20 protein-coding genes and 1 riboswitch are annotated in these 22,481 nt (G+C 34.4%); all 20 genes read right to left on the bottom strand.

Annotation, left to right across the window (positions count from 1 at the left end; translation table 11 throughout):
• Nucleotides 1-8: 8 nt before the first annotated feature.
• The 20 genes from ACEN3Z_RS06190 to ACEN3Z_RS06095 all read right to left on the bottom strand — a co-directional run bounded on the left by ACEN3Z_RS06190 (nt 9) and on the right by ACEN3Z_RS06095 (nt 22,366).
• A complete protein-coding gene (locus ACEN3Z_RS06190) occupies nt 9-1,238 on the bottom strand; it encodes a CCA tRNA nucleotidyltransferase (RefSeq protein WP_407090132.1) in 1,230 nt (409 codons plus the stop codon).
• Nucleotide 1,239: 1 nt separating this feature from the next.
• Nucleotides 1,240-1,773, bottom strand: coding sequence for a YpiB family protein (locus ACEN3Z_RS06185; RefSeq protein WP_407090130.1), 534 nt, complete (start codon nt 1,771-1,773; stop codon nt 1,240-1,242).
• A 4-nt stretch (nt 1,774-1,777) separates the two neighbouring features.
• The gene (locus ACEN3Z_RS06180; RefSeq protein WP_407090129.1) at nt 1,778-3,112 is read right to left on the bottom strand and encodes a tetratricopeptide repeat protein; all 1,335 of its coding nucleotides are present in this window, start codon (nt 3,110-3,112) and stop codon (nt 1,778-1,780) included.
• Nucleotides 3,113-3,337: 225 nt separating this feature from the next.
• Nucleotides 3,338-3,613, bottom strand: a complete 276-nt coding sequence (locus tag ACEN3Z_RS06175) for an HU family DNA-binding protein (RefSeq protein ID WP_138403718.1) — start codon at nt 3,611-3,613, stop codon at nt 3,338-3,340.
• Between the two features lie 153 nt (nt 3,614-3,766).
• On the bottom strand, nt 3,767-5,083 hold the full coding sequence (gene der / locus ACEN3Z_RS06170) for a ribosome biogenesis GTPase Der (RefSeq protein WP_407090127.1): 1,317 nt from the start codon (nt 5,081-5,083) through the stop codon (nt 3,767-3,769).
• A 75-nt stretch (nt 5,084-5,158) separates the two neighbouring features.
• On the bottom strand, nt 5,159-6,496 hold the full coding sequence (rpsA, locus tag ACEN3Z_RS06165; RefSeq protein WP_407090125.1) for a 30S ribosomal protein S1: 1,338 nt from the start codon (nt 6,494-6,496) through the stop codon (nt 5,159-5,161).
• A gap of 136 nt (nt 6,497-6,632) precedes the next feature.
• Nucleotides 6,633-7,301, bottom strand: coding sequence for a (d)CMP kinase (gene cmk / locus ACEN3Z_RS06160; RefSeq protein ID WP_407090124.1), 669 nt, complete (start codon nt 7,299-7,301; stop codon nt 6,633-6,635).
• Nucleotides 7,302-7,367: 66 nt separating this feature from the next.
• Nucleotides 7,368-8,027 carry a LysM peptidoglycan-binding domain-containing protein gene (locus ACEN3Z_RS06155; protein WP_407090122.1) on the bottom strand — a complete coding sequence of 220 codons (660 nt, stop codon included), beginning with the start codon at nt 8,025-8,027 and terminating at the stop codon, nt 7,368-7,370.
• A gap of 374 nt (nt 8,028-8,401) precedes the next feature.
• A complete protein-coding gene (locus ACEN3Z_RS06150; protein WP_407090120.1) occupies nt 8,402-9,007 on the bottom strand; it encodes an ECF transporter S component in 606 nt (201 codons plus the stop codon).
• A 110-nt stretch (nt 9,008-9,117) separates the two neighbouring features.
• A riboswitch (FMN riboswitch) is annotated at nt 9,118-9,237 on the bottom strand.
• A gap of 117 nt (nt 9,238-9,354) precedes the next feature.
• Nucleotides 9,355-10,077, bottom strand: coding sequence for a pseudouridine synthase (locus tag ACEN3Z_RS06145; protein WP_407090118.1), 723 nt, complete (start codon nt 10,075-10,077; stop codon nt 9,355-9,357).
• Nucleotides 10,078-10,081: 4 nt separating this feature from the next.
• Nucleotides 10,082-10,690: an SMC-Scp complex subunit ScpB gene (scpB, locus tag ACEN3Z_RS06140; protein WP_407090116.1), complete on the bottom strand. Its 609-nt coding sequence runs from the start codon at nt 10,688-10,690 to the stop codon at nt 10,082-10,084.
• 5 nt (nt 10,691-10,695) lie between these two features.
• Nucleotides 10,696-11,442, bottom strand: coding sequence for a segregation and condensation protein A (locus tag ACEN3Z_RS06135; RefSeq protein ID WP_407090114.1), 747 nt, complete (start codon nt 11,440-11,442; stop codon nt 10,696-10,698).
• A gap of 27 nt (nt 11,443-11,469) precedes the next feature.
• Nucleotides 11,470-11,877, bottom strand: coding sequence for a GNAT family N-acetyltransferase (locus tag ACEN3Z_RS06130; protein WP_407090113.1), 408 nt, complete (start codon nt 11,875-11,877; stop codon nt 11,470-11,472).
• A 229-nt stretch (nt 11,878-12,106) separates the two neighbouring features.
• A complete protein-coding gene (locus ACEN3Z_RS06125; protein ID WP_407090112.1) occupies nt 12,107-12,907 on the bottom strand; it encodes a purine-nucleoside phosphorylase in 801 nt (266 codons plus the stop codon).
• Between the two features lie 14 nt (nt 12,908-12,921).
• Nucleotides 12,922-14,091 (bottom strand): phosphopentomutase, encoded by a 1,170-nt coding sequence (gene deoB / locus ACEN3Z_RS06120; protein WP_407090111.1) that lies wholly within the window; start codon nt 14,089-14,091, stop codon nt 12,922-12,924.
• A 12-nt stretch (nt 14,092-14,103) separates the two neighbouring features.
• Nucleotides 14,104-15,000 carry a site-specific tyrosine recombinase XerD gene (gene xerD / locus ACEN3Z_RS06115; protein WP_407090109.1) on the bottom strand — a complete coding sequence of 299 codons (897 nt, stop codon included), beginning with the start codon at nt 14,998-15,000 and terminating at the stop codon, nt 14,104-14,106.
• 15 nt (nt 15,001-15,015) lie between these two features.
• Nucleotides 15,016-15,876 carry a S1 RNA-binding domain-containing protein gene (locus tag ACEN3Z_RS06110; RefSeq protein WP_407090108.1) on the bottom strand — a complete coding sequence of 287 codons (861 nt, stop codon included), beginning with the start codon at nt 15,874-15,876 and terminating at the stop codon, nt 15,016-15,018.
• Between the two features lie 205 nt (nt 15,877-16,081).
• A complete protein-coding gene (gene pyk / locus ACEN3Z_RS06105) occupies nt 16,082-17,839 on the bottom strand; it encodes a pyruvate kinase (RefSeq protein ID WP_407090145.1) in 1,758 nt (585 codons plus the stop codon).
• Between the two features lie 32 nt (nt 17,840-17,871).
• The gene (locus ACEN3Z_RS06100; RefSeq protein WP_407090143.1) at nt 17,872-18,846 is read right to left on the bottom strand and encodes an ATP-dependent 6-phosphofructokinase; all 975 of its coding nucleotides are present in this window, start codon (nt 18,844-18,846) and stop codon (nt 17,872-17,874) included.
• Between the two features lie 163 nt (nt 18,847-19,009).
• Nucleotides 19,010-22,366 carry a DNA polymerase III subunit alpha gene (locus ACEN3Z_RS06095; RefSeq protein WP_407090106.1) on the bottom strand — a complete coding sequence of 1,119 codons (3,357 nt, stop codon included), beginning with the start codon at nt 22,364-22,366 and terminating at the stop codon, nt 19,010-19,012.
• Between the last annotated feature and the right edge of the window lie 115 nt (nt 22,367-22,481).

Here is a 22,481-nt window from a genome sequence, read left to right as displayed (position 1 = left end):
AAACACTCCTAATCTATACTGCCTCTATTTTTTATATAAGTTTCAATCATACTATAAGTATTTTCTAGTTCCATTTCAATAATTAATCGTTCTATCTTATCTAACCATGCCCCAATTTCTGGACCGCCTTTTTTAAGATTAAGGATTGTCATAACATCTTTTCCATTAACGGCTATATCTTTTTTGCTTTTAATAGGTAATGCGTTGTAGATATCAGCGACAAATTTATGGTCTAAAAATTGAGTTTCAAATAAAAAGTCTTCAACAAGTTGAACATTCAAGTAGTCATAATTGTAAACTTCCCAACTTGTGACTAGTTCTTCTTTAAAGTAGTCAAACAATTGAATCATTTGGATCACATCTTTAATAAATGCATTACTGTGTGTCCATTCTTTTAAGAAACTTCTGATTGTTTCTGGCTGAATGATTCCCATGTGCTTTAGCATTCTAGCCCAAACTAAACGCTCATCTCGTAAATTATTGGAGATGTTTTCAAAATCTTTACTTAATTCAGTCATGACTATTTTTGCTGACGCTTGCGTAAACCCAGGCAAATAATCGGCTAAGCCTGTGTTGACGAGTAACTGAGCTTTATCTGCAAATGAATTCCCTAGTAAAAATTTACTAAATTCAATTCTGATTCGTTCAATTGAAATATGTTGTAAATTTGCTTTTAAAGTTTGAATCGCTTTAAATGACTCTTCTTCTATCTCAAAACCTAGTTGAGAGGCGAATCGAATCGCTCTCATCATTCTTAAAGCATCTTCTAAGAAGCGCTCTTGTGCATTACCAACACATCTGATTAGATGGTCATTTAAATCCTTCAAACCACCGTGGTAGTCATATAATTCGCCTTGACGGTCAAATGCCATCGCATTAATTGTAAAATCACGTCTTAATGTGTCTTCTCTTAAATTTCGAACAAAATTTACTTCCTCTGGCCGTCTAAAATCAGTATAGTCGCCTTCCGTTCTAAAGGTTGTTATCTCATAAGGTGCTTTATCAACAACGACTACAATCGTACCGTGTTCTTTCCCGACATCAAATGTAATTGGAAACATGGCTTCAACTTCTTCTGGTCTTGCACTGCTTGCAATATCAATGTCGTTAATTTTTTTATTTAATAATGTATCTCTTACACAACCCCCAACAAAATAAGCCTCATGCCCATGAGACTCAATTTGTCCTAATACAGGAATTGCTTCTTGAAATAATGGATCTGTCAGTGATACAAACATATTATTCACCTTTCAATTTTTCAATTTGTGTTAAATAATAACTCACTTTATCAAAGTCGTATTTCTCTAATGCGGTATTTAAACCTTTATTTAATAAAGATAGTTTCGTTTCCAATGAAATTTGATATAGACTGTCTTCTAAGTCCACCAAAAATTGTAGATTTCCTGGGATATACGGATTATCTTCAAAAACATCAAATCTGTATAGCTGTTGATAAAGGTGGGGAATATCCAATTCAACATAAAAATCTTGCTTTGAAAAACGATGGTTCAAGCGAATATCATGAAAGGCTTGGTCGCTTAAAGTATAACTTAACTGATCTTTATAATAAATAAAAGGCAGTTTTGTATTCGAATTAAAGGAAATGTAAATTCCACGCGGAGCGTACTTTGCCCCTTCAGAAAATAGTATATTATTCATTAGCTCAGAATTTGTTGATAGAAATTGCAATAAATAATTCACAGATGGATTAGAATGTTGGTAATTTGAAATTAACCATTTTAAAAATTGTCTTTTCCTTTCATTTCTCTCCATTTTCTTACTCCCATTCTTTATATTCATCTAAATCAGAAAAGTCATTTTTAGACTGTATTTCTTTACTCAAAGCTTTCAATTTTGGTATATCATAAAACGTATTATTATATTGATTGATGACTTCTAATGCCTTCTCTACTTCTTTATTCGTAAAATAAAAGTTAGCTAGACGGAAAGCTAATTCCTCGTGAGGTAGTAAATAATCAAGCGCACTTAAATAATCTTCTTCTGCTTTATCTTTAAGACCTAAAGCTTCATAAACAATCGCAAAGTGATAACTCATATATTCATGATCAATTTGTTGCCCTTCAAATACTCGTAAATAATGTAAGGCTTGTGCCGCATCACTTTTACCTAAGTAATAATTTACGATAATGTTAATTGCCAAATAAAAATCTTCGCTATTATCAATTAAGTTTGTATAATCGATGAGCTTTTCAATGATGTCATCATTTAAATGATCCAAATCATCGGCTACTGTTGCTATGTTTAATATCATTGGATCTAAGGGTGGTATTGTTTTGGCTGACCATGTTAATTCTTTATATAAATTAGATTTCTGTCCAGTTGTTTTGTATAAATCAATTAAAAGGATTGAATAATTTATATTATCTGAATCTTTTTGTAGTGCTTTTTTAGCGTAATCAATTGCTTTATCGAATTGAAATAATGACTTATACACATTAGCAAATACAAAGAACTCATCTTCTGTTTCTAGTGGAATTCGCTCGTCTTTTTCGAGTTTTTCAACAGCTGCTAAATCAATAATTTCTTTTAAAGACTCAACTTCAACTAATTTCAGTCGAACATCACGGATATTTTCATAATCATCTAAATACTCATACACCGCTCTATAATAACTTTCTGCTTGCCTAATATTTCGCTGTTCTAAGTAAATATCTCCTAAATCTTCATAGGCTTCTCCTAGTGTCGGATAGCTTTTAATAATCTGGCGATACATATCAATCGCTTCAGTATGACGATTTAAATTTTTAAGTAATCTTGCTTCCAATAATTTGAGTTCAGGATCTTCATTGTCAGATTTCGCTAAATCTAACCAATAAAAGTACGCCTTGTCATAGGCTTCATATTGGTACAATTTGTTCACAATTTGCTTAGCATATTTTTTATATCTTTTTAATTCAAATAATTCAATTAATACAGTCAATCCTTGATCGACTGATCCCGTTTTAAATAGTATATCAGCTAAGCTTTCAAGTGCGGGTATATAACTACTATCTTCACTCGCTCTTTCTATATAATCAATAATAACTAACCGTTGTTCTTCAATGGTATCTACATTGCCTAATTCTTCTAAAATCTCATCTAGGATTGTCATTATCAAACCCTCCTTTACTCATTCTTATTTATTATACCACCGACATGTATTGTTGCCAAAATTAATCGGCGAATAATTGAATATTATGTGTCGTATATTTAAATTGGAAGGAATAAACAAAATATGTAATATTAAAATATTTAGTCCGCAATTGGTCCGCAGAACGTCCTAAACCCAAAAATAAAACCCCTAAAGCCTTGTGGCTCTAGGGGTTAAAAGCTTAAATTATTTTACAGCTTCTTTTAATGCTTTACCAGCTTTGAATCCTGGTACTTTACTTGCTGGAATTTGAATTTCTTCTCCAGTTTGTGGGTTACGACCTTTACGAGCAGCTCTATCACGAACTTCAAATGTACCGAATCCGATAACTTGAACTTTATCGCCAGAAGCTAAAGTTTCTTCGATTGTTTCGAATAAGGCTTCAACCGCTGCTGTTACGTCTTTCTTAGTTAAGTTAGTTTTTTCTGCTACTTTTTCTACTAATTGTGCTTTATTTGCCATTAGTATTCCTCCTTATATAAATCCTCATATTTGAGATATTTGAAATATACGACATCTCTTTAACGGATATTTCATTTATAAGAATAACACATAAAAGCTTATAATACAACGTTTTACACTATTCTTGAATAAATCTAAACTAAAATTTAAGCATTATGAACGCGCACGTGTAATTATATGTACCGGAGTACCTTCAAAATAGAAACTTTCACGTAACTGGTTCTCTAAAAAGCGTTCATAACTGAAGTGCATTAACTCAACATCGTTCACAAACACAACAAAAGTTGGTGGGTTGATCGCAACTTGTGTCATATAGTAGATTTTTAAGCGTCTACCTTTATCCGTTGGTGTTGGATTCATCGCAACAGCATCCATTACTACGTTATTCAATACAGAAGATTGAACACGTCTTGCGCGGTTCTCGTGAATCATATTAATTAGTTCAGGTAGTTTATTTAATCTTTGTCCTGTTTTTGCACTCACAAATAAGATAGGTGCAAAACGTAAATATTGAAATTCTTTACGAATTTCTTTAGTAAACTCGTCGAATTTATTATTACTTTTGTCAACGGCATCCCATTTGTTAACAATAATAATAATACCTTTACCAGCTTCATAAGCATATCCAGCGACGCGTTTATCTTGTTCGATAATTCCAGTTTCAGCATCTAATACCATACAAACAATATCACTACGTTCAATTGCAGATAAAGCACGCATAACACTATACTTTTCAGTGTTTTCCCAAACTTTACCTTTTTTACGAATTCCTGCGGTATCGATCATTGTATATTCTTTACCATCAGCTGTTTTGAACTTAGTATCAACTGCCTCACGCGTGGTTCCTTCAATATTTGATACAATGACGCGTTCTTCCTTCAATATTGAATTCACTAAACTAGATTTACCTACATTAGGACGACCAATAAAACTGAATTTAATTGAATCATCATCATCTGTATCACTAGAATCTGATGGGAACAATTCCACTATCTTATCTAATAAATCACCAATTCCGGTCCCATGTGAACCAGATATTGGAATAGGATCACCTAAGCCTAAAGTATAGAAATCATAAATCATTTGTCGTTGTTCAGGATTATCTGCTTTATTAATCGCTAGGACAACTGGTTTATTTGTTCGATGCAGTCTTTGGGCTACTTCTTCATCCTCAAGAGTGACACCTTCTCTAACACTCGTCACCATTACAATAACATCCGCTTCATCCATAGCTAAATCTGCTTGGTAACGTACTTGATTCATTAATGGCTCATTACTCATATCAATCCCACCGGTATCAATCAAACGGTATTCTTTACCAATCCATCTACCTGTTGCATAAATACGATCACGAGTTACTCCTGGATGGTCTTCTACAATCGATACCCTCTCTCCAATAAGTCGATTGAATATGGTTGATTTACCAACATTTGGTCGACCTACTAAAGCAACTACTGGTACTTTACTCATTCATTTCACCTCCATAAATTAAGAAAAGACTGACTAATGAAAAGTCAGCCTCGTTCTTTAAGTCAAATATTATTCCTATTCACCTTTGAATTGGTCTAATTGATCACCTAACATGTCAGCTAAAGTAAATCCTGAATCGCTGTCATCAGATGAGTCTTGGAAGTTTCTTTGACGGTTTTGTTTTTTGTTTCCTGTATTACGTTTGTTGTTCTCACGACGTGGTTTGTTAGAGCTAGCTGCAGGAGCTGGAGATTCTTCCATACCTTCTGGTTGATCCAATAATGCTTTCACAGAAAGTGATAAGCGGTTTTGTTCTGGATCTACACTTAATACTTTAACATCAATTTCTTGACCTTCCTCAAGGCGTTCGTGAGGTGTCGCAATGTGTTCGTGAGCGATTTGTGAAATATGTACTAACCCTTCAACTCCTGGGAATACTTCAACAAATGCACCAAAGCTAGTTAAGCGTTTAACAGTTCCTTTTAATTCAGAACCTTCTGGAGCTTTTTCTTCGATGTTATCCCATGGGCCTGCTAATGTATCTTTAATAGATAAAGATACGCGGCCATCTTCTTCATCAACTGAAAGAACTTTAACGTTAACTGTTTCGCCTGGTGTTAAGTAATCACTTGGTTTATCAACATGCTCATGTGCAATACGACTAATATGAACTAATCCGTCCACTCCACCTAAGTCGATAAATGCACCAAAGTTTACTAAGCGAGCTACAGTACCTTCAACAACTGAACCTTCTTCTAATTCAGCTAAACGTTCAGCGTGTTTTGCTTCGCTTTCTTTACGTGCAATTTCTTTATGTGATAAAATTAAACGGTTTTCACTTGGTTCAATTTCAACAATAACGAATTTTAAAGTTTGTCCAACGTATGGTGTGAAGTCTTCTACGAAGTGATCTTCAACCATTGAAGCTGGAACGAATCCACGTACGCCTGCATCTACAACTAATCCGCCTTTTACAACGTTTTTAACTGGTGCTTCGATAGTTTCTTCGTTTTCAAATTTAACTTGTAATTCTTCCCAAACTTTTTTAGCATCTACACGTTTTTTAGATAATAAAAAGTTTCCATTTTCTTTATCTTTAATTGGTTTTAATACCACTAATTCGATTTCATCACCAATATTAACAACATCCGTTAATTCTTCAACAGGTGTAGCTGATAATTCATTGCGTGGAATAACTCCTTCAAGTCCGCCACTTTCTTGAATAGAAACACGTACTTGATTGTCATCAAAGGCTAATACATCACCTTGAACAGTATCGCCAACTTTAATTTCTTTAACACTCCCTAAAGCGTCTTCCATAGTTTCCATAGACTCTTCTACTTCTGTAGTTTCTGTCTCTTCAACCACTTCTTCATTTTCATTTAATTCTTGATTTTCTACAAACTCTGACATTTACCCAATTCCTCCTAAGCGTTACCTAAAAAATAGTGGTTCTTCTTATAATTTAAGAACCGTATATAAGCATATCATATCAAATATTCAGTCATCAGTCTAGTAAAATGACAATATAATAGCGATTTAACAATACTTATTTCTTAATATGATTAATTATTGTATTTACAACTTGTTCCACTGATAAATGATCCGTTTCTAACTCGATTGCATCGTCTGCTTTTTTCAACGGACTGTGCTCGCGATTTGAATCATAATGGTCTCTTGCGACAATACTTTCTTCTATTTCCTCAAGTTTTTGATTAGATAAGCCCTTTTCAATATTTTCATCGAAACGTCTTTTCGCTCGCACTTTCGCTGAAGCATTCAAGAAGAATTTATACTCCGCATGTGGTAGGACCACGGTCCCAATATCCCGACCATCCATGACTACTGAATGTGTACTTGCCATATTCCGTTGGTCTTCCACTAGTTTTTCTCGAACAAATGGATAAGCTGAAATTTCTGATACATTTGCTGTGACCACATCCGATCGGATTTCACGACTAACATTTTGATTATTCAAATACATTTCTTGAATACCTTTATCTGATCTTTTAAAACTTATATGAAGTGTTGGTAATATTTTTTCCACTCTTTCAACATCACTTACGTTTATACTATCTTGTAAAACAGCTAAAGTGACCGCTCTATACATTGCCCCTGTATCAATGTAGACAATATCAAGTTTTTTAGCAATGGCTTGTGCGACAGTACTTTTCCCTGATGAAGAGGGTCCATCTATGGCAATTTGAAAATTCGACATTAAAAATTCTCCTTTTAATCAAAATAAATAGAGACCTTTAACAGATCTCTATTCTATAAACTTATACTATGGTAATACGACTGTGTCTCCTGGGAAAATAGCTGTATCAGTTGTTGCCCCATTCGCACTTAATAATGCATAAAGATCTACGCCGGTATTTCTAGAAATAGCATACCATGAATCCCCTGCTTGAACTGTATATGTTCCGCCCGTTGTAGGTGGTGTCTCTACAGGTGTTTCAGGTATAACTGGTTCAGTTGGTGTAGGTGGTAATTCCGGTTCAGGCTCAACTTCTTCAATTGATTCTATTGGTTCTCTACTAATTTCTGAACTGGACTCTTCTTCACTTTCACTTTCGTCTGTGCTTGATTCACTTTCATCAGCACTTGACACTTGTGATAACTCAGAATTTCTAGAAAAATTAATCTGTTCAGCACTACGATTTGGTATTTCGTCATTATCTAATTGTGTATTCACAGAAATAAACAATAAGAAAGGCGCAATAACCGTAATTACAATAATTGCTAACAACACTTTAGAAAGTGTTGTTGCTTCTTTTGCTGGTTGGTTGCGTGCAGTTCTTGAATATTGACGGTTTTTTAAATTTTCATCTTCTCCAAATTTTCGATTCCAAGGTTTGCTTTCTTTTTTTGAAGGTGTCTCTTCAATAGTTTCTTCAACCTCAGATTCAAAAACGTCTTGATCTTTATCTTGTTCCTTAGACATAAGAATCCCTCCTAAATATGCATAGTTAATGATGATTCATTTTAATACATAGTTAACTTTCCCTATTATATTACCATAACTTAATCTTTTTTTTGCCAATAAAATAGATTTCTATTATCAATAACATCATACTGAAAAGAATCTGTAAAGCAATGGTAATAGAACAAACAGGTTTGCTTTATCATTCTACATTATACATTATTTTTCTGCTTATTCCACTACTATATGAATATATTCGTCATTAGTTTTGTTTTTTATGTTTTAAATTGATATCTCCATACAATAATTTTAGTACAATCTTTAACTACAAACAAATAAAAAGCGAGCAATTCACAATTTATGTGAACAACTCGCTTGTATATATATTATTTGTTTTAATTTGTTCTCAATAAATTATATCCAGGATAAATAGCATTTCTTTTTCTTAATAAATTTGGAACGATTTTGATGACCAAAATTTGACCTACACTTAAAAAGATACCTTTTATTAAATTAAATGGTGCTACAACAGCTAGAATATAACCGAAGTAATCATCAATTGGGAAATTCAACACGGTTGTATAAATTGGCAAAGCGATATAGTAATTTATTATCGACATTGAAACCACTAAACCGACTGTCAGAGTAATACTCATTAATACAGCTTTGAATTTCCAACTAACTTTCTTAAGAGAATTTAGAATGAAGTGTGTCGGAATAAACATAACAACTGATGCAGTAAAACTCATGACAGCTCCAATTGGAAATCCTGCTTGCCCGCCTTGTAAGATATAGTTAATAGTATCTCTGATAAACGCGACTACAACAATACCAACCGGTCCATGAATTAACATTCCAACCAAAACAGCTAAATCACTAAAATCAATCTTTAGAAACGGTGCAGCTGGTAAAATCGGGAAATCAAAGAATCTCAGAATAACTCCCCAAGCACCTAATATAGCCAATAACATCATAGTTCTAACCTGTGATCTTTTTTGCATTTTTCTTCTCCTTTTTCGTCCCAAGACTAAAAAAATACGCCTTCTCACCCTACTTTTCCCAGGGTAAAAAGACGTACTTTAAAAGAATATACTCAAAAAAGTGTATATCATTTAATCTTCTTCCATCCAGACTTTACTGTCGGTACTGGAATCTAACCAGATCAGCTCGATGACTCGAGTTCGTGGACTTTACCACCGGTCGGGAATTACACCCTGCCCTGAAGACGTATTGTATTTTATTTAATTATACCTTAGCATATTCAATTGAATAAGGCAAGTCGTTTGTGAAAAAACACACGAAATTTTAACTATCATCATTTCATGCACTCAATTTATTACTTTAAATTTTATTCATCTAAAGCAATCTTCTTTAACTTACCTACTTCAAAAGCTGTTAAATCACGCCACTCACCTGGCTGTAATGTACCTAAATCCAAGAAAGAGAATCGTTCGCGTTTCAAGCGGTAGACTTCATGTCCTACAGCCTCGAACATATTTTTCACTTGGTGATTCCAACCTTCATGTATTGTTAACTGTACAACGGAAGTTTTCTTTTCTTTATTAGTTGAAATAACTTTCGCTCGGGCTTTAGAAGTTTTCTTACCATCTATCATGACACCTTGCTCTAATTTAGTCAGTGCTTTTGTGTCAACAATACCGTTCACCGTTGCAATATATACTTTATCTATATTATAGCGTGGGTGAGTTAACAAATTCGCAAAATCACCATCATTTGTTAATAAAATTAAACCGGTTGTATCGAAATCTAAGCGACCGATAGGATAAATACGTTCTTCTACTCCCTGAATAAAATCAACAACTACTTTACGGTCAGTGGGATCACTCACAGCACTGATAACGTTTTTTGGTTTATATAACATAATATATTTTGGTTCTTCTTTATAAATAGGAACCCCATCTACTTCAATAACATCCGTCTTAGATACTTTTGTACCTAATTCCGTTACTAATTTACCATTTACTTTAACATGTCCATCTACGATTAAATCTTCACTTTTACGACGACTTGCGACACCCGCATTCGCCATTGCTTTTTGTAATCTTTCCATTTAGTTACTCATCCTCATTCTGATTATTTTCTTCGTCATATAATTCAATTGGCCATTCTTTCAAGTCAAACAATTCTTCGGAGGAAAGTTCTGCATTTAATGCAATGGGTTCAATTTCTGGTAAATCTTCTAATGTTTTTAAACCAAAATAATCCATAAAGTAATCGGTGACCCCGTATAACACTGGTCGTCCCGGTGCTTCAATCCTTCCAATTTCTTTGATCAAATCTCGAGATATTAGTTTTTGTATTAAACTACTCGAAGAAACACCTCTAATCTCATCAATAGCCATACGCGTAATTGGTTGGCGATAGGCTACAATTGATAATGTTTCAATCGATGCTCTGGTTAGGTTTTGTGAAAATGGAGCTTGAGCATATTTTTCTACATCTTTTGCCAATTCTTTTTTGGTAATTAATCGGTATCGTTGATTGAAATTCACAACTTCAAGCGCTGATGAATCATCCGTTTGAAAATTAAGTTTCAACTGTTCAAGACAGTCGTCAATGCTACTAATTGGCTCTTCTAAACTCTGAGCCAACTCTTGCCGACTCACCCCATCATCACCTGCTACAAATAATATACTAAATACTCTCTTTATTAACTCATTCACAAATCTTACTCCTCTAATTTCTTCATTTGAATTGGATCATCTTTACTTTTTTGAAGAAAGATTAGATGTTGCTTTCTTACTAATTCCAACATCGCTAAAAAAGTCGTTATAATTTCATTACGTGTTCCGTATTGGAAAAATTGATCAAGAGTCACTGAATCATTATCTGTATCAAACTGAAATGCAGCCATAATCTTATCCATCTGATCTGAAACCGTTAATGATTCATGTTGAATTTGTCTTTCAAGTGGTTCTCGACTCGCTGCTTTTTCAACAACACTGGCCATCGCCTCAGCTAAATCAGTCAGTGAAAGTGCATCTTCATCTAAAGGTACAAATTCTTGATACGAACTTAAATCAGCCATCTGACGTGAGAATAGTCGCGCCCTCTCATCTTGTTTGATTTGTAATTGAGTCGCAACGGTTTGGAATTGCTGGTATAAAAGCAATTGTTGAACAAGAATATCACGCGGATCACCCTCATCGTAATCTTCTTCATAATCTGGACTTGGTTCAATTGGTAGTAAGATATTACTTTTAATCTCTAATAACGTTGCAGCCATAACTAAATATTCTCCAATAATATCTAATTCTAGCTTATTCATTGCCTCAATATATTTAATATATTGATTAGTAATCTCAGTCATGGGAATATCATTGATATCAACTTCCATCTGTTTGATCAAATGAAGAAGCAAATCAAATGGACCTTGAAATGATTCTAATTCAATTCTTAATTCTGTGTTTTGCAAATAATCTCCCCATTACATTCGAAAATTCTATAAAGATTGATTATATTTTGTGCTCCATTTTGCTAAGATATCTACCGTATTCATCGCACCGATAACAGTGGCATTAGGGTGTTGCTTACGCAGTAGTTCATACATTTTATACCCGATACCTTCATCTCTAAAAGAAGGCACAACCGCAATTCGATGTACGATAATTGTTGTCGATGAGGGTGTATCTTCATTTTGAGACTCTAACGTATTTTTTTCAATACATATTAATCCAATAAAATTTTCACTTTCATCATTTTTATATAACAAAATATCAAAATTAGGATCTTCTCGGTATGACTCTAATAGACTGCTCATTTCACTCAAATTCGCTTTCTCATCGTCATAAGTGTAAGAAAGTAACCCTAATATAATTTTTTCGTTTTTGTTTTTTGAACTAATTAACATGGTAACCTCCTCGTCCCTTAATCACTTGAGTGATATTACCATGTTATGATAATTATTTCAAGAAATTGTACATTAAGTTGATTCTATATATAAACAAACACATTGAAAAAAGACATGATACTTCTTTATAATTCAAACTGTTTTTTAGTAGACAAAGAAATATAATCGACTACTAAGAAAACACAATTTATCATTATAAACTTATCCTGTCTTTTTCCAAATGCATTGGCTAAATTTGATTAATTAATTCTGTAATAAGTAATTTAAATCTTGGTTTTACTTTAGTAGAAACTTCAACAACCTCTTCATGATTCAATTCAGCTTGCATACCTGCAGCTAGATTAGTAATACAAGAAATACCAAATACTTCTAAACCACAATGTTTTGCAACAATGGCTTCTGGTACAGTTGACATTCCAACTGCATCTCCGCCCATCACACGTGTCGCTCTAATTTCAGCAGGTGTTTCATAAGTTGGTCCTGTAAACCAAGTATAAACACCTTCTTTAATTGGGAAGTCATTATCTTTAGCAATATCTTTTAATAATTGTTGACCGCGTAAACTATATGTTTCAGTCATGTCTACGAAACGTGGTCCATGTTCGCTAATATTTTGACCAATGAGTGGGTTGGAACCCGTAAAGTTCAAGTGGTCAGTGATAATCATTAAGTCACCAGGATTAAACGATTCATTTACGCCACCTGCAGCATTTGTAATAACAACTGATTCAACACCTAATTCATTAAATATACGCACAGGGAAGGTTACTTTGTCTAAGTCATAGCCTTCATAATAATGAAAACGTCCTTTTAAAGCGATAACTTTTTTCCCAGCAAGTGTTCCATATACTAATTTTCCGTCATGACCTTCAACTGTCGACACTGGGAAACTAGGAATATCAGAATAATCAAGTTGAATAGACTCTTGAATTTCGTCAGCTAAATCACCTAAACCAGATCCTAAAATCAATCCTACTTTTGGTTCTGTGATTCCTTTACTTTTAATATAATCAATAGCTTCTGTAAACATAGTTTATACCCCTTTTATTTTATTTGGTCTAGGAAAGATTGCCCTTCTTTAGTTTGTTTCACTGAGAAGTTATCAGAGATTGTCGCAGCAATATCACTGAAGTAAGTTGCATCTAATTCTTTTGGTTCGTTGATTGCTTTGCTATAAACTAATACTGGCACATATTCACGTGTATGATCAGTTCCAGTGAAAGTTGGATCATTCCCGTGATCAGCCGTAATAATTAATAAGTCATTATCAGCTAAGTGGTCTATCATTTCTGGAATACGGGCATCAAATTCTTCTAATGCATCTGCATATCCTTGTGTGTTACGACGGTGACCGAATTTAGCATCAAAATCAACTAGGTTTGTAAAGCTTATGCCTTTAAAGTCTCTATCCATCACTTTGATTAATTTATCGACACCATCCATATTACTTTCAGTTCGGTAGCCTTCGGTAATTCCTTGACCGTTAAAGATATCTTCGATTTTACCAATAGAAATAACATCAAATGATTCGTCTTTCAAGTAATCTAAAGTTGTTTTTCCAAAAGGACTTAATGCGTAATCATGTCTATTACTTGTTCTTTCAAAATTACCTTCTTCACCTAGATAAGGCCGAGCAATAATTCGACCAATCATATAAGGATCTTCTAAAGTTATTTCTCTTGCATACTCACAAATTTTATATAATTCTTCTAATGGTATTACTTTTTCATGAGCTGCAATTTGAAGAACAGAGTCCGCTGATGTGTAGACAATTAAATCACCTGTTTCAATTTGGTGTTGGCCTAATTCATCTAAAATTTCAGTTCCTGAAGCTGGTTTATTCCCTATAATTTTGCGACCAGAAAATGTTTCAATTTTTTCAATTAATTCATTTGGGAAGCCTTCTGGGAAAACTCGGAATGGTTGGTCAATACGTAGACCCATGATTTCCCAATGTCCAGTCATTGTATCTTTTCCTGCAGATACTTCTTCTAATTTAGTAAAATATGCAGTAGCATTTTCAACTGGTTCGATGCCTTTAATTGGCGCTATATTAGCTAAACCCATCTTTGTTAAGTTTGGTAATTTTAAACCAACCGTGTTTGCAATATTACCTAAAGTATTTGATCCAACATCGCCAAATTTTTTAGCGTCTGCTGCTTCTCCAATACCTACTGAGTCCATAACTAGTAAATGTATTCTATCAAATGTCATATTTTTACTCCTTTAATCTATCGCTCTTGGAAATGAGTTACGATATATTTCTTGTAGTCGCTGTTTGGATACATGAGTATAAATTTGTGTGGTGGAAATGTCTGAATGCCCAAGTAATTCTTGTACCATTCTTAAATCAGCCCCATTCTCTAACAAATGTGTCGCAAAGGAATGTCGCAGAATATGAGGTGACACTTCGTGATCAATCCCAGCCAAGTTAACATATTTTTTTAAATTTTTCCAAATTCCTTGCCGGGTAAAGTGTTTACCACGTTGGGTTAAGAATAGAATGGTAGAATCGGTCGATTTTTTAGCGTAAATTGGATAAACTTCTTCAAGATACTTTTTAATCCAAAAAAGAGCTTCTTCACCGATGGGGATAATTCGTTCTTTATCTCCTTTACCGACTGTTTGTATAAAGCCTAATTCGAGATGAAGTTCATTCATCTTTAATTGAGTTAACTCGCTGACCCGTAACCCCGTCGCATACATCACTTCTAATATCGCTCGGTCACGGATACCATTATTAGTTTCCGTATCCGGTGCTTCAAGTAAATGATTAATTTCTTTTGAACTCAATGTTTTTGGTAAATGTTTGCGATTCTTTGCCCCTTGGATTAAATCCATTGGGTTGTGATCCATCTTTTGTTCTCTAATTAAATAGTGGAAAAAGTTTTTTAAGGTCGAAATCATTCGATTCGTTGTACTCGCTGCAAATCCCGCTTTGTTTAGGCTTATAATATACAATTGTATTGTGTCTTTATTAATATTGTTAATTTCGTCAAGTTCCAGTTTGTTAATAAATGTAACAAACTTCTTCAAATCTCTCATGTAACTTTGGATGGTGTTTTGTGATTTTCCTTGGTCAATCAATAAATAACGTTCGTAATCATCTATTAATTCATCCATTCAATCACTCCTATACTAATCCTTCAGAAAAATTCCTTTTTCCTTCTCTTGTGTAACACGGCCGTTCTTCATCAATCTTCCAACGGCACGTTTGAATTGTGATTTACTCAACCCTAAATAATTTTTGATTTCTTCAGGATCTGATTTATCGTGTAGAGGTAAGAATTTATCAGGTGTCTTACTTAAGACCGCATAAATCATTTCTGAATCATCATCTAATGCTTCAAAAGCACGTGGTTTCGCAGATCCATTTAAAGTACCATCTTTATGAACATGAATAATTCTTAATTGTACTGACTCACCTACACGAAGTCGGTGTTCCATTTCACTTTCATGAACAAATATCTCGAAACCTTCGACAGATATCGCTTGAACACCCACACCTTTATTGCTTATTACTGTTGCACTAACTTCCTGATTCATCATACGGGCTGGTGCTTTGCGTTTTAATTTATTAAAATCCTCTTCTTGTGCTAGAACACCCCAAAAACGGTCTTTATTATCAACTTGATATGTTAAGTATAACTTATCTCCGTGACGAGGCCATTTTTTATTATCTTCTGGTAAATCATCCAGAGATACTACGATGTCTTTATTAATTAAACCAACATCAACGAAAATTCCAAGACTATATATTGATTGAATAACTCTTCCCCAACCATAATAACCAGGGCGTATATTTGGTAATTCTACTTGTAAGATGTTCGTCTCGTCTTTATCTTGATAGATTAATCCCTCTACTATTTCACCATTTTTATAAGTTTCATCAGTAGAATCCTTTGGAATATTAAATGTAATACCGTCTTTTTGGGCAAAATAGCTTAGATCATTTTCATCTATAATTTTTGCTTCAATTATGTCTCCAAATTGAACCATTTAAGCCCTCCTTCTTATAATTTTTACTGCTCTTTAATTTCTATTTTAACATAAAGTCGACATGGATTTCTTCATAAACATCCATTATAAACCTTGTATAATCATTGTTACCTGTATTTTATACGAAAATTCATAAAAAAATGAGCGCCATCAAATCGAAGTTAGAATACGTAGATTTGATGGTGCTCTTAATTAAAATATAAGATTAGATACTTACTGTTGCCCCACGGTAAATGCGTCCACGACGAGCATCTACTGTAACTAATTCGTCAGCTTTAATTGAAGATAATGCTCCTTCAACTGCAACAATAACTGGAATTCCACGTTCAAGTCCAACAACTGCAGCATGAGAAGTAATTCCACCTTCTTCAACAATAAGTGCTCCAGCTTTATTAATTGCTTCAGAATAATCAGCATCTGTGTTTTTAGCAACTAATACTGAACCAACAACTGTTTTAATATTTGCTTCTTCAGCAGAGTTTGCAATAACAGCTTTACCGATGTAGTTTCCGCTACCAACACCTTCACCTTGCGCTAACAATGTTCCGATTAATTGGATCTTCATTAAGTTAGTTGTACCAGATTCAGTTACTGGGACACCTGCAGTGATGATAATTAAGTCACCTTCACTTGCAAAACCTGTTTCTTGAACCAATTGAGTTGCTGAGTCTAACATCTCATCTGTTGATCCTGGTGCTTCGATTTCGAAAGCTTGTACTCCCCATGATAATGTTAATGAACGACTAATTTCGTTATCAAATGTCGCTGCAATAATATTAGCTTGAGGACGGTATTTAGAAATCATTTGAGCAGTATGTCCAGAACTTGTCGCTGCTACAATTGTATTAATAGCTAAGTTTCTAGCAGTATGTCCTACAGCTTGACCAATCGCTTCAGTTAAGTCACGTTTGTCATATTCTTTAAGAGTAACCGCATCTTGACCAACTAATGCTTCTTCCGTACGTAATGCAATACTTGACATTGTTTTAACAGCTTCAACTGGGTAATCACCTGCGGCAGTTTCACCTGATAACATAACTGCGTCTGTACCATCAAAGATTGCGTTCGCAACGTCACCGGCTTCGGCGCGTGTTGGACGAGGATTACTTTGCATTGAATCCAGCATTTGAGTTGCAGTAATTACAACTTTACCAGCTTCATTACATTTTTTGATAATGTGTTTTTGCACAATTGGAACTTCTGGCGTTGGGATTTCCACCCCTAAGTCACCACGGGCAACCATGATACCATCAGAAATTTCTAAAATTTCATCTAAGTTATCTACACCTTCTTGGTTTTCAATCTTAGAAATAATTTTAACATTAGGACGTCCTTCTTCTTCAAGTACTTGACGAATTTCCATAACGTCTGATGCACGACGTACGAAACTTGCTGCAATAAAGTCAGCTCCTTCACGTACTCCGAAACGAATATCATTTTCATCTTTTTCAGTGATACCTGGTAGATTAAGTGATACGTTTGGTACGTTCACACCTTTACGAGATTTAAGAATACCGTTGTTTTGGATTTCTGTTACGATATCACCATTTTCGTGATCGATTTCAGTGACTAATAAATCAACTAAACCATCATCTAATAAGATGTGCCCGCCGACTTTAACGTCGTTAATTAATTGATCGTAAGTAACAGAGAATCTTTCTTCGGTACCAGCAACTTCTTCCATAGAAATTCGAACAGTTTTACCTTTATCTAATTTAACAATATCTGTTGCCATTAAATGAGTTCTGATTTCTGGTCCTTTAGTATCTAATAAGATACCTACGTTTTGTTTAGTTGCTTCACGAGCAGCTTTTAAAGTGTTGAAACGAACTAATTGCTCTTCATGATCACCATGTGAGAAGTTAAAACGAGCAACGTTCATTCCAGATTCAATTAATTGCTCCATTGTTTCTTGAGCGTCACTTGCTGGTCCTAAAGTACAAACAATTTTAGTTTTTTTAATATTCATTGATAATATTCTCCTTTTAATTAGATTTAATTTCCACGATCAGTTAATTCTTGATTTAATTGGAATAGATCTTGTCTAACATGGTGTTCAGTTTTTTCTAAAGTTTCTACAATATCAAATACAGTTAATTGCTCTTCACGAACACCTAAGTAGATAGCTTTTTGTCCTTCAATTATTAAGTCAACAGATCGAGCTCCCATTAAAGTTGCAAAGACACGGTCACGTGCAGTAGGTGTTCCACCACGTTGAATATGTGATAACGTAACACCGCGAACACTTTGATCCGGTGCTAATACTTGGAATTGTTCAACGAAATTATCAACATCCATCGCCCCTTCAGCTAGAACAACTAGAGAATAATCTTTACCTGCTGAGCGTCCTGCTTCTGTACGGCGAACAACATCTTCAATTAAAAATTCTTCTTCAGGGATAATAATTGCATCTGCACCCGCAGCTACCCCTGCCCAAATTGCGATATCTCCAGCGTGTCTTCCCATCACTTCTACAACAAATGTCCGATTATGTGATGCAGCAGTATCTGAAATTTTATCAATCGCGTCTAAGGCGACACTGACAGCTGAATCAAATCCGATAGTGTATTCTGTTCCAGGGATATCATTATCAATTGTTCCAGGTATTCCTACGGCTGGGAAACCTAATTTAGATAAACTTAAAGCTCCGGCAAATGATCCGTCACCACCAATAACAACTAAAGCATCAATACCAAATTTTTCTAATTGGCTAATTGCTTTTTCTTGATACTCTTTGTTTTTAAATTCAGGATAACGTGCTGAATATAACATTGTTCCACCACGTCGAATGTTATGATGCACATCTGAGAGTGTTAGTAGTCGGAAATCTCCTTCTACTAAACCACGATAACCATAGTATACTCCATAAACTTCTAAACCATGATGAATCCCCTGCTCAACGACTGCACGAACAGCTGCGTTCATACCAGGAGCATCACCACCACTAGTTAAAACGGCAATACGTTTGATTTCCATTTTCCACCTCTAATTCAATAATACAGATTGGTAAGATTTTTACCACTGCCGTTATTTTATCATTATTCATATATAAAGTCATATAATTTCAATTCTTTTTTATGAAAGGAACGTTTTCATTTTCATTTTCTTGCTTTAATATCGGTAATTAAATGATTTATTTAAAAACTACTCGTTCCTGACCAAAGATTTCTTTAAGTTGTTGTTGAACTCGATAACTATAACTAATTGTATAAGGCGAATCCAATTGAATTGTTTGTCGATTTCGGTCGACTAAAATGATATCAGCTGGTCCAAAGTTGTCCAAGGCCAATTGCTTCACATTCTCAATTTTTGCATGATCTTGGGTGAAATCTTCTATTTGTATAAAACAACGACGAATGGTATTTGTTGGTGGTGGCATTTTTTGATTATTTTTATATTTACTGACGGGTTTTAATCCGTCAACGACGATTTGTAAGTTGTCGCGCCGGTCAACACCTATCGTACCTTCGATAATTAATATATTATCCTCTCTCAGTAATTGCATACTTTTTTGAAAAATCATTGGAAAAACAACAAGGTCGATGGTGTAAAATTCATCTCCAACTGTTGAGAAAGCCATTAATTCATTTTTCTTTGTTCGGATTACTTTTACAGTCTGAACCAGTGCGATTAGTTTTACTTTTTTCTTTAATGGAGCGTTTACAGCATCAGAAATATTAATAAAATCAGGATCATTATTAATAATATCTTTATACGCATCTAGCGGATGCCCTGAAACTGTAAATCCGAGTGCTTCTTTCTCATGATTCAACCGTTCGATCAGTGAAAAATCTTCTTTCCATTCAATTTTAGGTTCCATTTCTTGAAATAAATTAATATTTTGGCCACTGAATTCAACGGATTGGATCATAGCAGGTAAATTATGTACCAATGTTGCCCGATTTGCACCAAATCCATCAAAAGCGCCAGCATAAATTAATGGCGATATCATATCTACTTTTAATAACTTGAGTGGTAATCGCTGAAGAAAGTTCAATAGATTTTTATATGCTCCCATTTGACTCCGGTCTTCCAGGATATGGTCAATAAGTTCTCCCCTAACACCATTGACTGAGTTGAAACCAATGCGCAAACCTTCATCAACATTAAATCCTGCCCCACTTTTATTAATATCCAACGGTAATAATTTCTGTAATCTATGTTTAGCCTCTTGGATATAATGATTAAAAGAAGTCGATTGCGAGCGCCCATTGTTTAATATCGCTTGATAAAATTCTTCTGTATAATTAGCTTTCAAATAAGCTAATTGATAGGCCAGGGTTGAGTAAACAACGGCATGAGCTCGATTAAACCCATAATTACTAAATTCATATATATAATTGTAGACAACTTTAGCAGCCTGTTCTGTATGACCTTTATTGATGGCTCCATTCACAAAATGCTCTCTTTCCTTTTCCATGACGTCTACTTGTTTTTTCCCCATCGCACGCCGTAAAATATCCGCTTCACCCAGAGAAAATCCAGCCATATCAACGACAATTCGCATGACCTGCTCTTGATAAACAATAATTCCATAAGTCGTATTCAATATTGGTTCTAAGACTTCGTTGACGTACTCGATTTTTTCCTTGCCGTGCTTTCTTCGAATAAAGGAATCAATTTGTTTCATTGGTCCTGGTCGATACAGTGCATTAACGGCGACTATATCTTCAAAGTTTTCTGGCTTCAATCGTTTTAGTACATCTTTAATTCCGTCTGATTCAAATTGAAATACCCCATTTGTATCGGCTTCCTGAAACAGTTTAATCGTTTCATAATCATTCATTGGTATATCTTGTGCTAAGAGATCGATATTTTTATTTACTTTAATATTTCGGATAATATTATCAAGAATTGTTAAGTTTCTTAATCCTAAAAAATCCATCTTTAATAAGCCCATTTGTTCGACATCGTTCATTGTAAACTGTGTGATTAACAAATCATTCTCACGATCTTTGACGGGAATAATCGAATCAAGCGGAAAATCATTAATTACTACTGCTGCCGCATGGGTCGAATTATGACGAGGTAATCCTTCTATAGTTTGTGCCGCATTAAAAATGTCTCGATTAAATTCGCTCTCTGACACAATTGCTTGTAATAATTTGGATTGTTTGACTGCTCTCTCTAAAGTCATTAATTGGTTTTGATCAGATGGTATTGCTTGCGACCAACGTTTTAGTTGATCACTTTCCGCACCAACGACACGCAAAGTATCTCGAATTGAAGCTTTCGCACCAAAGGTTCCCATAGTTACAATTTGAGCGACTTGTTCATGTCCGTATCTTTTTTGAATGTATTTTAATACTGCTTCTCTTTTATTATCTGGAATATCGATATCAATATCGGGCATATTGTAGCGTTCTGGGTTTAAAAAACGTTCGAATAATAAATCAAATTCGATAGGATCAACTAATGTAATTTGTAATAAATAACTGACCAGTGAACCCGCTGCCGAACCCCTACCCGGTCCGATTCGAATATTTTTCTCATGACAATATTTGATAATATCCCATACAATTAAGAAGTAGTCACTGAAGCCCATTCGATCAATGACTTGCAATTCATGATTTAATTGCTGGATGTATGTTTCATCTTGACTTTTGCCTATTTTCTCTAGTTGATTGAACGTCAATTCTTTGACATATTCTGAGGCCGTTAAATCATCAGGCGCTTGATACTTTGGTAAATAGGATTGGCTTGAATCAATGGCCACATTCAATTTTTCAACAAGTTTTTCTGTATTATTCCAAACTTCTTCTAATCCGTTATTAACATACATTGAACGAAGTGTTTCTTTTGGAAATAAAAAGTTTGATCCTTTTGAATAACGTAATGAATGATCAATCGTTTCATTGTCTTTAATGGATTTGAGGATTTGTAAACTGAAAGCTTCGTCTTCTTTTAATGAATTTACTAATTGAGCTATCACTTGTTGGATATGATTTTCCTGCGCAAAATGTGATAACATCTCAATTTCGAATTTGTTGTAGGGATAGATTGTCATTCCCATAAATACATGATTATTTCCGAATACTTGATTAAGATAAGTTACTATCTTCTTTCCATGTTCGCCATCCTCATGAATAATGGCTTGTTCCATCTCACTCAATCTTCCCGATGATATATATACTAAATCAGTTGCTTGTTGTTCTAAATAAGCCCAAACTTCTAAATCATCAATGTGATTATTTTCGACCATTCTTGAAATTTTTATTAGATGATGATAACCTGTTTCACTCTTTGTATACAGCATAAATGGGTAACGCTCATCTTGTCTGATTCCACCAATTAGCGTAATGTTTAAACCAATTAAAGGCTTCAAACCCATCTTTCTCGCTTGTGTGTAAAATTGTAACGCTCCGTGAAGCACTTGATTATCTGCTAAGCCAATCGCATCATAACCTAATCGTTTGGCTTCTTTAATATAATCATTGATTCTTAACGTACTACTCAAAAGTGAATACTCACTTTGAACATTTAATAACATCGGTTCACCTCCTAATCATTCTCGTTAATATCATACCATATCGCTTCTATTCCCTCTATCTTCAAACTTTGAGAGAGAAAAAAACACCTTGTTGGTTTGACCAACAAAGCGCTCA

The organism is Ruoffia sp. FAM 26254, assembly GCF_045528545.1.
In the GTDB taxonomy this organism is placed as follows: Bacteria; Bacillota; Bacilli; order Lactobacillales; family Aerococcaceae; genus Ruoffia; species Ruoffia halotolerans.
This window is presented reverse-complemented; position numbering and strand designations above follow the sequence as displayed.